Raw genomic sequence first — 13,749 nt, forward strand, 5'->3', positions numbered from 1 at the left:
GCTTTTTAATCCTAAAACATCGGAAGAATATAATTAATCAAGAACCATAAAATACCGAAGAAGATAATAAGATATGCTACATATTTTATAAACGTAGCACCTACTAAACTGTTATTAGTTTTCTTTTCTTTCCGTTCTACTTCAATATTTTTATCTTCGTCAATCATCTTGTAACACCCCTTTATAGTTTGGTGTCGTTACAAGATTAATTACCCACTAATCCAGTCTTCCTAAACACTTTCTTCATTTAAAAGAAATCTAAGAAGAAGGTTTTATTACCTGAAAGTCGCCCTTCAAGCGCTTTTACCTCTTCTCTCTTACCTTCTAGCTTTCCAAGCTCATATAGAAACGATGGACTTTTATAACCGAGGAGAAGAACAGTTAGCGTTTGAATATCACACCTTAATCCTCGTTTAGGTGGGTGAGCACAAGCCATCTTCTTTTTATTTTGCGGGAAATAGTGAACCTCATTTTTCGATGTGTCTGTACGATGAATACGATAGACCCCTGTGTTCCATTGAGCAAAGTCATCTTTAATATGAAAAAAGAAGTCTGTTTCTTCTTCTCCCCAATCAAACGAAAACTTTTCTAAGAAGCTTTTTACATCTACAATTCTTGCCATAAAATATGGTTCAATCTCTTGTTTGAAAGTTGGTTCATCAAACAAATATGATAAGTTATCGTATTCCGGAACCATCATTACTTTAACCGTACGAGCCATGGAATCATGCTGACGAACAAATGAAAGCAGTCCTTTTCTTGCACCTTCATCTAAGTGAATCCATTCATGGATGAGCATTTCTTTTTTATGAACATGATAGATAAGAAAGCCTCTTGGCTCATCTTGCTCATTAAACCAAACAGTGGCTTGCTCCCCACTTGAAAACACACGATTCTTCCACCACCATTCGCTCCTCTTAAGCGGACCATTATATTGCTTCGCAAACTGCTCATACACATGATTTAACAATTGTATATCTTGGCCTACGCGTTTAACGGTACCCTTCGTTACATAATTCGTAATTGTATTCATTGGAATCGTATATTTTTGAATTGACGTTAACGTGTCCCATCCATACCTTCGATAGAATGAAAAGGAAAACGGGTGAAGAAAAGACAGAGTCACCCCGTCTTCCTTCATTCGTAACAATGCTTGAGCCATTAAATCCTTAGCCATTCCTTGTCTGCGATATTCAGGCCAAGTTGCTATTGCTGCTAGCCCTCCAACCTTCCATACTTCATTATTTAAATAGCAATTCAACGAAACCATATGTAATTTTGAAGCTAATGTTTCTCCATCATAAATACCGAGCATCTCATGTTGGCCGTACCATTCTTTTTGCTTTTCCAGTGCTGATTCGTCTAATTGATATTGGAAAGCAAACTGTGAAAGAGCTAACACTTGCTCATAGTCCTCACTCGTTAACTGTTTAATTTCATTCATTCAGATCGCCTCCTCTAATTCTTACTATAAAACAACTCTTTCGATTGTGCGAAGAACCGTTAATCGGAAGCAATTTTACATAATATGAATATTTCATCCATTCAAAGACAAAATAACCCCGACAATGCTGATGAAGGAGTGACCATTTATGAAAAAATTTGCTTATATTTGTAGTAGCATGCTTGTACTTTTACTTGCGTTCACTTTACCGACAAATGCGTTTGCTAAGGAAACTGTGAAAGAATCGATGGTACGTATCATTCACGCTTCCCCTGATGCACCGGCAGTAGACATTTATGTTGATGGAAAGCTTGTTGCAGAAAAGGCTGCTTTCAAAGATGTAACAGATTACTTAAAGCTACCTGCTGGTAAATATAAAGTAGAAGTTTTCGCGTCAGGTACAAAGGATGAACAGGATCCAGTAATTCAAGCAGACCTTACAACTGAGGCAGGTCAAGCATATACCGCAGCCGCAGTAAATACTGTTGATAAAATTGAGCTTGTTGTTACAAAAGACGACCTTACCCTGCCAAAGGGAACCACAAAGATTCGTGTTGGCCATTTCTCGCCTAATGCCCCTGAGGTAACTGTGAAATTAAAAGACGGAAAGCCTGTTTTCGAAAATGTTGCTTTTAAAGATGTAACAAGCTTTACTCAGTTATCTCCAGGAATTTATGACTTTGTCGTCAATACAGCTGTAGGAAATCAACAAGTACTTGATTTATCAGGCACAAAGCTAGAAGCTGATACAATTTACTCAGTGTATGCGGTTAATACAGCTGATAAAATCGAGCCGCTTATCGTTACATATTCATTGGATATGCAAACCATTGCAATGAATGGAGGAGCAGATGCACTGCCTGAACGTCCTTCTTCTACTCCTTATATTGCAGCAAGCGCTCTAATTGCCGGGCTGGTTCTATTTGTTGGAATGAACAAAGCACTACGAAATCGATAGAAGATAAACGCCGATTCTCTTAGGAGGATCGGCTTAATTTATGAAGTGGTTTTGACGATGAATACGATTTACAAACCCTATAAAGACAAGGAATTATCGCTTCTTTATGAATTATTGCTGTGTAATTTTTTCCTTTTACACTATTGTAAGATGATTAAACAGAATGTTATAATAATTGTCACAAAACGTTCACTATTTATGAAAGCGTTGACATAAACCTTAAAAGGAGGAAGCGCATATGGATATTTTAGCAATGTATCTTGTCTTCAGCACATTGTCACCCTTTTTCCTATGGAAAGAAAATCGTTTAACTTCAATTATTCAAATACCTTTTGCAATGGTAATGTGGGTGTACTTTGTTCTTTACATTCATGGAGATGTGATGTCTTCTACTGTTCATAATGTATTATTAGCTGGTGTTTTTGCTAGTGTTATCCTTTCACATGTGGGAATTATCATTCACTTCTTTGGTGATGAAATCAAGCGAAAATATAAAGGCGAAAATTATTTGTTGGAGAAATAAAAGTATCCCCTTGCCGTCGATAAAACGGTAAGGGGATAGCTTTATTAGAACCACATTACCCAGATAGAGCCTGCCACAATTGCAAAGGCCACAAAGGCTGAGAAATACATCATTCCAGATTGAATGTTCCCACTATCTGTTTCATTTACATGCATAAACATAAACAACTGAATACTTGCTTGTACGACAGCGAGCAGCACAATAATTGTTAAGATGACCTTAATCGATAGTGATGTATAGAGTGCTACCCAAAGAGCAATTAACGTTAAGATAATAGATAGTGCAAATCCAATGACGTGCTTCCATGGGAAATGATTGTGTCCAGCCATGTTACAACACCATCCCTGTTAAATAAACTGCAGTAAAGATAAAGATCCAAACAACATCAAGAAAGTGCCAATATAAGCTTGAAATAAATACTTTCTTCGCTGTGGCTGGATTCAAACCGCGTTGTTTCAGCTGAATTAAGATTAAGGTGATCCAGCCGATACCAAGTGATACGTGTAATCCGTGTGTTCCTAACAAAGTAAAGAAGCCTGACCAGTATGCACTCGTTCCGATTGTTGCACCCTCATGTACATAATGAATAAACTCATCAATCTCAAAATACAAGAATCCGAGCCCAAGAAGCAGTGTCATGATCATCCAAGTTACAAGGCCCTTTAAGTTATTACGACGCATTTCATGAATGGCTATCCCGCATGTAAAACTACTTGTCAAAAGTAGAAAGGTTTCAATTAGAACGCCTTTTAGTTCAAACAGTTCACCTGGAGCAGGGCCCTCGCCTGTTCGCCCCCATAATACAAGGTATGAACCAAACAGCGTCGCAAATAAGGCTACTTCTGCCCCTAAGAAAATCCAAAATCCAAGAATATTTAAACGTCCTGTTTCTGACTGATATTCCATTGGCATATCTTTATATTTATCTGGATGAGCAGTTTCCATGTTCAGCCCTCCTTTACGCTTTTACAGCCTTTTCTGTTTTCTCTACTTCATCAACACTGATATGATAACCCTCATCATAATCGAAAGAACGCATTATCATTGTAATTAGAACGCCGATTGCTCCGAGGATTCCGACTGTATACCAACTAAAGACAAGCCCAAAACCGCTAATAAAGAAAAAGATCGACATCACAAAAGGCCTTCCCGAATTGCTAGGCATATGAATCTCTTCATATTTTTTCGGATTCATAAATGCTTCTGCTTCGCCGTTCTGCTTCATTTTCCAGAAAGCATCTAGACTAGTTACAGTTGGGATTTTCGCAAAGTTATAATGTGGAATCGGCGTATGTGTTGCCCATTCAAGTGTACGACCATCCCATGCATCACCAGTTGTTTCACGCTTCGCGTAACGTGCGCTCCAATAAATGTTATAGACAAGGATTAAGAAACCAAGTCCCATACCAAATGCTCCTACTGTTGCAGTCGCATTCATCGTAAACCAGCCGCTATCTGCCGCATATGTGTAAACCCGACGCGGCATACCATCTAACCCAAGGAAATACATCGGGAAGAAACAAACGTTAAAGCTGATTGTGAAAATCCAGAATGCCCACTTTCCTAGGCGTTCATTTAATTTATGATTAAACATTTTCGGATACCAAAATACTAAACCTGCAAAACAAGCAAATACGGTACCAGCAATTAACACATAATGAAAGTGTGAAACTAAGAAATACGTATTGTGATACTGATAGTCCGCTGCTGCCATTGCAAGCATTACACCAGTTACGCCTCCGATTGTAAAGTTCGGAATAAATGCTAATGCCCAAAGCATCGGTGTAGTAAATTTAATTTTTCCTTTGTATAACGTAAAGAGCCAGTTAAAGATTTTGACCCCTGTTGGTATTGCAATTGCCATCGTTGTAATCGAGAAAACTGAATTCTCTGCCGCACCAGCACCCATCGTAAAGAAGTGATGGACCCAAACGACATAACTTAACCCTGCAATTCCGACCATTGAAAAGACCATTGCTTTGTAACCGAAAAGGTTCTTGCGGGCAAATGTACTAATAATTTCAGAAAAGATACCGAAAGCTGGCAATATAACAATGTATACTTCAGGGTGCCCCCAAATCCAAAAGAGGTTTGCCCAAAGCATTGGCATTCCCTCCCCTGCAAGGGTAAAGAAATGTGAACCAAACAAACGGTCAAGTGTCATCATCGCTAAAGCAACTGTTAACACAGGAAACGCGAAGACGATAATAACGGATGTAATCAGCGTAGACCACGTAAAGATCGGCATCCGCATCAATGACATGCCTGGTGCACGCATTTTAAAAATTGTTGTTAAGAAATTAATTCCCGTTAAGAGCGTACCAATACCTGAAATCTGTAAGCCTAGTAAATAATAGTTCTGGCCCGGCCCTGGGCTTAACTCATTACCTGCAAGCGGCATATAACTTGACCATCCCGCTTGTGGCGATCCACCAATTACGAATGAGATATTAAAAAGCATCGCTCCAATGAAGAATGTCCAGAAACTAACAGCATTTAAATATGGAAATGCAACATCCCGTGCCCCAATTTGCAGCGGCACAACAACGTTCATAAGCCCAATTAAGAAAGGCATTGCCATGAAGATAATCATGATTGTACCGTGCGTTGTGAAAATTTCATTATAGTGACTCGCTTCTAAGAACTTTACCCCTGGCATTGCAAGCTGTGTGCGCATCATTAATGCATCTACACCGCCGCGGAATAGCATTAATAAAGAAGCGATAATATACATAATTCCAATTTTCTTATGATCAACTGTTGTTAACCATTCGCTCCAAAGCCATTTCCACTTCTTAAAATAAGTAAGGACAAAGATAACCCCAATCATTGTCAACGCTATTGATACATCTGCTGCGTAGATAATGGGTTCGCCCGTGACAAAAAACTCATCGAGCCTCATTGCTTTCGCCTCCTGATGTTAATGGGATTCCTTCGCTTCGCCATTATTGTGCTCTTTACGAACTTTTATCGCATAATCAGCTTCTTTGGCGTGATCTACCCATTTCGAATGTGTTGATGAAAATGTCATGTTGTCTGTGTTACCTTTTAGCATCAGTTGATCATATTGATCTTTCGTCAACTTAGGCGCTGTTTGCTGAACTTTTTGCACCCAACTTTCAAAGTCTTTCTCTTTCTGGGCATATACTTTGAAACGCTGTTCTGCAAAGCCTTCCCCTGTATAGTTAGCGTTTCGTCCTTTGTACACTCCAGGCTCATCTGCTTGTAAATAAAGTTTCGTTTGCATACCTGCCATGTTATATTTCTGACCACCTAATGAAGGGATCCAAAGTGCTGCCATCGAATCGGCTGATGTTAACTTAAACAGTACAGGTCTATCTTCAGGAATGTGCAAGTAATTGACTGTTTCAATATTCTGCTCTGGATAAGTAAAAATCCATTTCCAATCCACAGAAGTCGCTTCAATAACCAAAGGCTCTTTGTGAGCTGTTGCTTTTGGTGCTTCTTCTAATGCATAGATCGTTTTTACTGTCGGTACTGAAAGCGCAATAACAATTAAAATAGGAATAGCTGTCCAAACAATCTCCAACACTTTACTTCCTTCTTGCTCTACAGTTTCTCGATCTTTGTCACCAGGTCGTTCACGATATTTAACAATAAAAATAGTAAAGAGAACAAAGACGACACCGACGATAAATAGCATGAACCAAATTGACAGCATGATTAAGTCTCTTTGGGCGGCGCCAACAGGTCCCTTTGGGTCAAGGACTGTCAATTGACTACAACCGCTTAATGCTAAAACTACCGCCATCGTGCTTAAAGCTAACATTTTCCTTAACGCATTCATGATGTCGGCCACCTTTCTTTTATCACTTTGACAACATATCTATGGTAATAACCTCTTGAAAAAATAGCCACTTGCAATACCATTACCCCTCGCAATGTATTACAAACGCGGTCTCTTTCATTATCGTAGCAAAACAAAAAAAGGGATGCTTGAGCATGTGAAAAGTGACACAAAATGCTCAAGCATTATTCACATTTCCGACAAAACTTTATCAACGTTTATTCATCATTTTGTTAGTGATTTTCTTTTAAGGAATTTAAGTTCCATTCCTGTCAATTGCTTTCTACCTTTGTCCGATTTCAGTGCGACTGGATAAAAGGTGACGAAGCTTCGTTGTCTTAAACTCGATAATCGGCTGTGTAACGATATAAACAACGCGACTGGATAGCAAGAACGTAAGTCCAAGCGCTACAAGTGAAAGTAGTACAAAATCTTGCCAATTATTTAAGTCAAACACATTTGCATTTCGGACATATTGAATAATAAATCCATGCAGCAAATATACATACAGCGTTCTTCCACCTAAATCTGTGAAGAAATATTGCTTAGAAGGAACAAGCGATAAGAAACTAAACGTGATGATAAATGTTCCAATATACCATAATGAACGATATAATCCTCCAAGCGCTCCTACATTCAATACTTCATAAGATTTCGAACCTAACAGCCAATCCGAATTGAATTCTGGTATGAAGTAAAATACTAAAAAGCCTATCGAAATAACGGAGATCGCTCCAATTCGAACTCGAATATTCTGCAGCCATTTAAAATGTTCATGTTTCATATAGAAACCTGCAAGGAAAATAGGTAAAAACACAAATGTACGAGACAAACTTAAATAGTTTCCAACAAAACTGATATAACCTACTAGCACACCAAGCACTAATGTTACCGGCAAGGTCCACTTCCAATCGAATTTCGTTACAACGTACAGTAGAAGGTTCCAGAAAAATAAGCTTAGCAAGAACCACAACGACCATTGCGGATCGAAAGGGTCAACAACAAAGGAATCCTTCTTATGAATAAATACATAGTAGATCGCGTAAATTGCTTGGAACATAAAATACGGAATGACAAGCTTCTTAGCGATTTTCCCGACATACCCTTTCTTACGGAACCCTTTCGCAAAATAACCTGATATTAGAATAAAAGCAGGCATATGAAACGTATAAATTAACCAATAAAAAGTGGAACCAATATGACTCTTATCAGTAAATGGTGTTAATAAATGACCAAACACAACTAACAATATGAGCAGAAACCTTGCATTATCGTAATAGGCTTCGCGTTGCATATACCTCACCCTTTTTTATAATTTAGTAATGTTAGAGATTTGAATTTTAATAAAGCATTCGATTATATAACCTTTTTCTATAGGTTTTAAACAAATGTAATTATATGTTAAACAACCTAATTTTCTAGAAATAAAGCGTTTCTCCTCCTATTCACACTACTTTTCACACTAAAAAAGCCCCTTTCAGCCATAGCGTAAAAGGCGCTTCTGATTAATTAATAATAGCAGGAATGGAAGGTTTACTCACTAATTATTCCAAACCCAACACTCATTACGATTCCAATCAGAACGAATGAATATTTATAAGATTAAGCCTTTGAGATCCCCTTGAAAAATGAATAATTATCAACTATATTGATATAGTGCAAATAATGCTTTGTGCATACAACATTCATTTAAATACATGTCACGAAGCAAAATTCAAATTATTTCAATATATTAAATGCGTAATTAATAAAGGAGCATTCAACATGAATACAGAACGTCCACAGCTTAAGAGCTTTCTCATGTTTCTTATTCCTTCTCTAATAGGGATTTTCCTGTTTATGACCCCTATTCAATATAAGGACCAGATTACGATTCCAATTGCAATTTTCTCTAATTTCTTGCAAGACCTATTAGCGGGCTACTTACCGCTAATTATGACAGGTATCATATCACTTACCTTTCTTATTACACTGGCAGCAAAAATCATTCCATCTAAAACAGGCAAACCAAACTTCTACCGAAATCTATTTGATGTTCATCCAATTTGGGTTATCATTCGTGGGCTTGGAATGGTCTTTGCTGTAATGACCCTGCTGGAAAAAGGACCTGAGGCTGTTACATCAGGTAATACAGGAGGACTTCTTCTAAATGACTTGTTACCGGTTTTATTTGCAGTGTTCTTATTTGCCGGTATGTTTCTACCGTTGCTTTTGAATTTTGGTTTACTCGAATTATGCGGGGCGCTTCTCACAAGGATTATGCGGCCTATTTTCACTCTTCCAGGACGTTCTTCTATTGACTGTATGGCTTCTTGGATGGGTGACGGTACAATTGGTGTACTACTAACGAGCAAACAATATGAGGAAGGATATTATACGAAGCGTGAGGCTGCAGTTATTGGGACAACCTTTTCTGTTGTCTCTATCACCTTCAGTCTTGTTGTTCTTTCTCAAGTCGGTCTTGAAGACTACTTTGTTCCTTATTACTTAACAATTCTTGCGGCTGGATTTGTAGCAGCCCTCATTTGTCCGCGTATCCCACCGCTTTCAAAGAAAACTGATACATTTTACAATAAAGAACAAAAAGGAAGCGATGAAGCAATCCCTAAAGGCTACTCACCCATGCGCTGGGGCTTACTGCAAGCTTCAAAGAAAGCTGAAAAAAACAAGAGCTTGAAAGGCTTCCTACTTGATGGTGTGAAGAATATTCTTGATATGTGGATGGGCGTTGCCCCAATTGTTATGGCACTTGGTACATTAGCGCTCATTATCGCTGAATATACACCTGTATTCGAATGGCTCGGTATGCCATTTATTCCATTCCTTCAGCTACTGCAAGTGCCAGAAGCTGCTGAGGCTTCGAAAACCTTAGTTGTCGGCTTTGCAGATATGTTCCTGCCATCCGTAATTGCAACTGGCATTGAAAGTGACATCACACGCTTCATTGTGGCTTGTGTATCTGTAACCCAGTTAATTTACATGTCAGAAGTCGGTGGTTTATTGCTAGGTTCAAAGATCCCGATTTCTATTAAGGAGCTATTTATTATCTTTATTGAACGCACAATTATTACCCTCCCTGTTATTACACTTTGTGCGCACATTATTTTTTAATGATAAGAAAGCCTGTCACATGATGTGGCAGGCTTTTATAAATGATATTCTTTCATTTTTCGATACAATGTATTTCTCCCTACTCCAAGTATTCGTGCGGCATGTGAGACATTTCCTTCTGTTGTATGTAGGGCATTTTCAATTGCGGACTTTTCAGCTTGCTTTAAGGTAAGCGGTGCTTGCTTTGGTGGCTCATTGCTTTCAAAGTGTAAATGCTCAGCATCGACAACCTTTTCTTCTGCATGAAATAATGCCTGGACCATCATACTTCGTAATTCACGAATGTTGCCCGGCCAGTGATACTCCTGTATTTTTTGGGCAGCCTTTTCTGTTAGAGAAGCACCATGATACTCCTTATTGAGAAAGTACTGTGCAAGCTCTCCTACATCTGTTCGTTCACGCAAAGACGGTAATGAGAGTGTAATTTCTTTCAAGCGATAATAGAGATCTTCCCGAAAGTTTCCTTTTTTCACTTCTTCTAGAAGGTCCCGGTGAGTAGCAGATATGATGCGGACGTCGACCGCTTTTGGTGTTACAGCACCAACAGGCATAATTGTTTTTTCTTGAAGTACCCGCAGCAATGCCGCTTGTCCTCTTAAAGACATATCTCCAATCTCATCAAGAAAAATCGTTCCACCTTGGGCCGCCTCGAACTTTCCTTTCTTACCAGAACGGTTCGCACCTGTAAATGAACCTGCTTCATATCCGAATAATTCACTTTCAATTAAGCTGTCAGGAATGGCACTGCAATTCACTGCTACGAATGGCTTTCCAGCTCTTTCACCACTATTGTGAATCGATTGGGCAATTAACTCTTTTCCTGTTCCGCTTTCTCCTGTTATAAACACATTATAATGATAAAAAGCTGCTTTCTGGGCTGTTTTCTTCACGCGTTGGATAGAAGGACAAGAACCAATAATGTCAGAAAAATGATAGTGATTCGTCTTTGTTGGCTTCTTTCCTCCATCATAGACGGCAACTGAACGAAACTGTTTTCTTGTTCTGTCGAGGATTGTTTCGATTTCAAATCCTTGAAGACCTTTGAATGGCTTACCTGTACAATTGTCACCGAGAAGTCTGCGAGCGGCTTGATTTGCTCTTACGATTCTTCTTTCTTCATTAATCGAAATAATAGGCTTGGGATGATTATTTGAAGTAACTTCGAGTTCTTTAAGTGTGAGGAGATGTTCTGATTTTGTTTCTTCGAGTAAGATTTTATTTTGGATCGATTCAGCGATCATTGTTGCAAACATAAATGATGAAGGTGAAAACGATTCATAGCGGCTGCTAATATCAACTACACCAAGGAGTTCTCCGGCTGAATCATAAATCGGAGATGCCGCACACGAAAGAAAATGATTTTCCTCATAAAAATGTTGACCTCCAATGATAATGTTCGATTCCCTTTCCATTAATGCCACACCAATTGCATTGGTCCCTTTACGATCTTCATTCCAATTAGCACCTACTTGCAGCTGAACACGCTGTGCTTTTGTTGCAAAATCCGTATGCCCTGCTGAATAGATAATATGCCCCTTCGGATCAACCATAAGCAACACATGTTCTGACACTTCAATAGCTGGAAGCACCTTATTAAGAACAGTTTCAGCATGTTCTAGTAAAAGATGATTTTCTTCCTTCAATTGTTTAATTTGATTTTCCGTTATGATTTGGTCATCAGCTGGATCAGAAGGCTTTAAACCTGCTTGCTGGCAACGTTCCCATGAATTACGAACAAGCTGTTTTGAAGTTTCCGCAGTCGGAAATTGCATTGGCACACTCCTTTTTTTCTTAATATTTAAAATTATTATAAACCATTTTTAAACGTTTTCATATTCGTAACTGTTCAAAATCAATACATTTACATGTTCCAAAATGACACAATCTTTCCTTACTACAACGATAAAACCTCGTAATTGTAAGCGTTTACTTAGTTGGCACAATATTTGCAATATTGAAAGTATAATCTGAAATGGAGGGATCATGATGGCGGTTTATGCACGACCAGGAGAACCTGAAGCAAAGGTAAATTTCAAAAAGCGGTACGAAAATTTTATCAATGGGGAGTGGGCAGCGCCTGAAAGCGGCGAGTACTTCGAAAATATTACACCTGTTACAGGGCAAGTTTTCTGTGAAGTAGCCCGCTCAAATGCCTCAGACATTGACAAAGCACTTGATGCGGCACATGCTGCAAAAACAGCGTGGGGCAAGACGTCTGTTGCTGAACGTGCGAATCTTTTAAACAAAATTGCTGATCGAATGGAAGAAAACCTAGAGATGCTTGCTGTAGCAGAAACATGGGATAACGGAAAACCGATCCGTGAAACAAAAGCAGCAGACGTTCCGCTCGCAATTGACCATTTCCGCTATTTTGCAGGCGCGATCCGGGCACAGGAAGGAACATTGAGTGAAATTGATAATGACACTGTTGCCTATCATTTTCAAGAACCACTTGGTGTTGTCGGGCAAATCATTCCGTGGAACTTCCCGCTTCTAATGGGAGTATGGAAGCTTGCACCTGCACTTGCTGCAGGCAACTGTGTTGTATTAAAGCCTGCTGAGCAAACACCTGCTTCCATTATGGTATTTATTGAACTGATTGGAGATCTCTTGCCTGCTGGGGTTGTGAATGTAGTGAATGGCTTCGGTGTTGAAGCAGGAAAGCCGCTTGCCTCAAGTGATCGGATTTCAAAAATTGCTTTCACAGGGGAAACAACAACAGGACGTCTAATCATGCAATATGCTTCGCAAAACACAATTCCAGTTACATTAGAGCTCGGTGGTAAATCACCAAACATCTTCTTCGAGGATGTTATGTCAAAGGATGATGACTTTCTAGATAAAGCCATTGAAGGCTTCGTTATGTTTGCATTGAATCAAGGGGAAGTTTGTACGTGCCCTTCTCGTGCGCTTATTCACGAAAACATCTATGATAAATTCATGGAACGAGCACTGGAGCGTGTCAAACAAATTAAGCAAGGTAACCCATTAGATGAAGCAACCATGGTCGGCTCCCAAGCATCAAATGAGCAGCTAGAAAAAATCCTTTCTTATTTTGACATTGGTCAACAAGAAGGTGCTGAATGCTTAATTGGTGGTGAACGGAATACCTCTCTCGAAGGGGATCTTTCATCAGGTTACTATGTAAAGCCAACCATTTTCAAAGGTCACAATAAAATGCGTGTCTTCCAAGAAGAAATCTTTGGACCTGTCGTGTCTGTAACAACATTCAGTAGTGACGAAGAAGCAATGGAAATCGCAAATGATACATTGTACGGGCTAGGTGCTGGTATTTGGTCGCGCGACATTAATACTGCATACCGCTTTGGCCGCGGCATTCAAGCTGGTCGTGTCTGGACAAACTGCTATCACACATACCCGGCACATGCCGCATTCGGAGGATATAAGAAATCGGGTATTGGCCGCGAAAACCATAAGATGATGCTTGATCATTATCAGCAAACGAAAAACCTTCTTGTCAGCTATAGTCCTAAAGCGATGGGCTTCTTCTAAAATCACCGAATTGAGGTGAAACAATGAGTGAAGTAAAGCGTGTGCTTGCAACAGATGAAGCACTCAAATTAATCGAACGGTTGAAAGATAAGCATGGTCCATTACTCTTTCATCAATCAGGCGGCTGTTGTGACGGAAGCTCACCGATGTGCTACCCGAAAGATGATTTTCTTACAGGCACAAATGACATTTATTTAGGTGAGATTGGTGATTGTCCTTTCTATATTGGTAAGGATCAATATGAATACTGGAAACACACACAGCTGATTATTGATGTTGTTGATGGAAGAGGGGGCATGTTTTCACTAGAAGGACCTGAAGGAAAACGTTTCTTAACACGTTCAAAAGTATTTACCCAAGAGGAAATTGACCAGATGAAAGAGGAATAACAG

At 39.2% G+C, this 13,749-nt stretch carries 13 protein-coding genes; 5 read left to right on the forward strand and 8 right to left on the reverse strand.

Annotation, left to right across the window (positions count from 1 at the left end):
• Positions 1-11 precede the first annotated feature (11 nt).
• Positions 12-167, reverse strand: a complete 156-nt coding sequence (locus LC040_16145) for a hypothetical protein (protein ID WLR53357.1) — start codon at positions 165-167, stop codon at positions 12-14.
• A gap of 80 nt (positions 168-247) precedes the next feature.
• Complete coding sequence (locus LC040_16150) at positions 248-1,444, reverse strand: GNAT family N-acetyltransferase (protein WLR50775.1); 1,197 nt, start codon at positions 1,442-1,444, stop codon at positions 248-250.
• Positions 1,445-1,592: 148 nt separating this feature from the next.
• Between LC040_16150 and LC040_16155 the strand changes: the two genes are divergently transcribed.
• Together LC040_16155 and LC040_16160 are read left to right on the forward strand one after the other, a co-directional pair.
• Positions 1,593-2,402 (forward strand): DUF4397 domain-containing protein, encoded by an 810-nt coding sequence (locus LC040_16155; protein WLR50776.1) that lies wholly within the window; start codon positions 1,593-1,595, stop codon positions 2,400-2,402.
• A gap of 238 nt (positions 2,403-2,640) precedes the next feature.
• On the forward strand, positions 2,641-2,925 hold the full coding sequence (locus LC040_16160; protein ID WLR50777.1) for a spore morphogenesis/germination protein YwcE: 285 nt from the start codon (positions 2,641-2,643) through the stop codon (positions 2,923-2,925).
• A 44-nt stretch (positions 2,926-2,969) separates the two neighbouring features.
• On the opposite strand, the gene qoxD is transcribed toward LC040_16160, so the two are convergent.
• The 5 genes from qoxD to LC040_16185 all read right to left on the reverse strand — a co-directional run bounded on the left by qoxD (position 2,970) and on the right by LC040_16185 (position 8,027).
• Positions 2,970-3,254, reverse strand: coding sequence for a cytochrome aa3 quinol oxidase subunit IV (gene qoxD / locus LC040_16165; GenBank protein WLR50778.1), 285 nt, complete (start codon positions 3,252-3,254; stop codon positions 2,970-2,972).
• A gap of 1 nt (position 3,255) precedes the next feature.
• Positions 3,256-3,870, reverse strand: coding sequence for a cytochrome aa3 quinol oxidase subunit III (gene qoxC, locus LC040_16170; GenBank protein ID WLR50779.1), 615 nt, complete (start codon positions 3,868-3,870; stop codon positions 3,256-3,258).
• A gap of 13 nt (positions 3,871-3,883) precedes the next feature.
• Positions 3,884-5,827, reverse strand: a complete 1,944-nt coding sequence (qoxB, locus tag LC040_16175) for a cytochrome aa3 quinol oxidase subunit I (protein ID WLR50780.1) — start codon at positions 5,825-5,827, stop codon at positions 3,884-3,886.
• An 18-nt stretch (positions 5,828-5,845) separates the two neighbouring features.
• Complete coding sequence (gene qoxA, locus LC040_16180; GenBank protein ID WLR50781.1) at positions 5,846-6,733, reverse strand: cytochrome aa3 quinol oxidase subunit II; 888 nt, start codon at positions 6,731-6,733, stop codon at positions 5,846-5,848.
• Positions 6,734-7,016: 283 nt separating this feature from the next.
• Positions 7,017-8,027 carry an acyltransferase family protein gene (locus LC040_16185; protein ID WLR50782.1) on the reverse strand — a complete coding sequence of 337 codons (1,011 nt, stop codon included), beginning with the start codon at positions 8,025-8,027 and terminating at the stop codon, positions 7,017-7,019.
• A 470-nt stretch (positions 8,028-8,497) separates the two neighbouring features.
• Here LC040_16185 and LC040_16190 point away from each other — a divergent pair, with 470 nt between their 5' ends.
• Positions 8,498-9,844, forward strand: a complete 1,347-nt coding sequence (locus LC040_16190; GenBank protein ID WLR50783.1) for a YjiH family protein — start codon at positions 8,498-8,500, stop codon at positions 9,842-9,844.
• 35 nt (positions 9,845-9,879) lie between these two features.
• Here the strand turns inward: LC040_16190 and LC040_16195 are convergent, their stop codons facing one another.
• Complete coding sequence (locus LC040_16195) at positions 9,880-11,616, reverse strand: sigma-54-dependent Fis family transcriptional regulator (protein ID WLR50784.1); 1,737 nt, start codon at positions 11,614-11,616, stop codon at positions 9,880-9,882.
• A gap of 211 nt (positions 11,617-11,827) precedes the next feature.
• Between LC040_16195 and LC040_16200 the strand changes: the two genes are divergently transcribed.
• Together LC040_16200 and LC040_16205 are read left to right on the forward strand one after the other, a co-directional pair.
• Positions 11,828-13,357 (forward strand): aldehyde dehydrogenase family protein, encoded by a 1,530-nt coding sequence (locus LC040_16200; protein ID WLR50785.1) that lies wholly within the window; start codon positions 11,828-11,830, stop codon positions 13,355-13,357.
• A gap of 23 nt (positions 13,358-13,380) precedes the next feature.
• On the forward strand, positions 13,381-13,746 hold the full coding sequence (locus tag LC040_16205; GenBank protein WLR50786.1) for a DUF779 domain-containing protein: 366 nt from the start codon (positions 13,381-13,383) through the stop codon (positions 13,744-13,746).
• Positions 13,747-13,749 lie beyond the last annotated feature (3 nt).

Source organism: Bacillus tianshenii (assembly GCA_020524525.2).
Taxonomy (GTDB): Bacteria; Bacillota; Bacilli; order Bacillales; family Bacillaceae_N; genus Bacillus_AV.

What these genes read in the sequence shown, in the direction of transcription:
- LC040_16160 (WLR50777.1), top strand. Translation starts at nt 2,641, where the DNA reads ATGGATATTTTAGCAATGTATCTTGTCTTCAGCACATTGTCACCCTTT.
- LC040_16200 (WLR50785.1), top strand. Translation starts at nt 11,828, where the DNA reads ATGATGGCGGTTTATGCACGACCAGGAGAACCTGAAGCAAAGGTAAAT.
- qoxA (WLR50781.1), bottom strand. Translation starts at nt 6,733, where the DNA reads ATGAATGCGTTAAGGAAAATGTTAGCTTTAAGCACGATGGCGGTAGTT.
- LC040_16145 (WLR53357.1), bottom strand. Translation starts at nt 167, where the DNA reads ATGATTGACGAAGATAAAAATATTGAAGTAGAACGGAAAGAAAAGAAA.
- qoxC (WLR50779.1), bottom strand. Translation starts at nt 3,870, where the DNA reads ATGGAAACTGCTCATCCAGATAAATATAAAGATATGCCAATGGAATAT.
- LC040_16205 (WLR50786.1), top strand. Translation starts at nt 13,381, where the DNA reads ATGAGTGAAGTAAAGCGTGTGCTTGCAACAGATGAAGCACTCAAATTA.
- LC040_16190 (WLR50783.1), top strand. Translation starts at nt 8,498, where the DNA reads ATGAATACAGAACGTCCACAGCTTAAGAGCTTTCTCATGTTTCTTATT.
- LC040_16150 (WLR50775.1), bottom strand. Translation starts at nt 1,444, where the DNA reads ATGAATGAAATTAAACAGTTAACGAGTGAGGACTATGAGCAAGTGTTA.
- LC040_16185 (WLR50782.1), bottom strand. Translation starts at nt 8,027, where the DNA reads ATGCAACGCGAAGCCTATTACGATAATGCAAGGTTTCTGCTCATATTG.
- LC040_16155 (WLR50776.1), top strand. Translation starts at nt 1,593, where the DNA reads ATGAAAAAATTTGCTTATATTTGTAGTAGCATGCTTGTACTTTTACTT.
- LC040_16195 (WLR50784.1), bottom strand. Translation starts at nt 11,616, where the DNA reads ATGCAATTTCCGACTGCGGAAACTTCAAAACAGCTTGTTCGTAATTCA.
- qoxB (WLR50780.1), bottom strand. Translation starts at nt 5,827, where the DNA reads ATGAGGCTCGATGAGTTTTTTGTCACGGGCGAACCCATTATCTACGCA.
- qoxD (WLR50778.1), bottom strand. Translation starts at nt 3,254, where the DNA reads ATGGCTGGACACAATCATTTCCCATGGAAGCACGTCATTGGATTTGCA.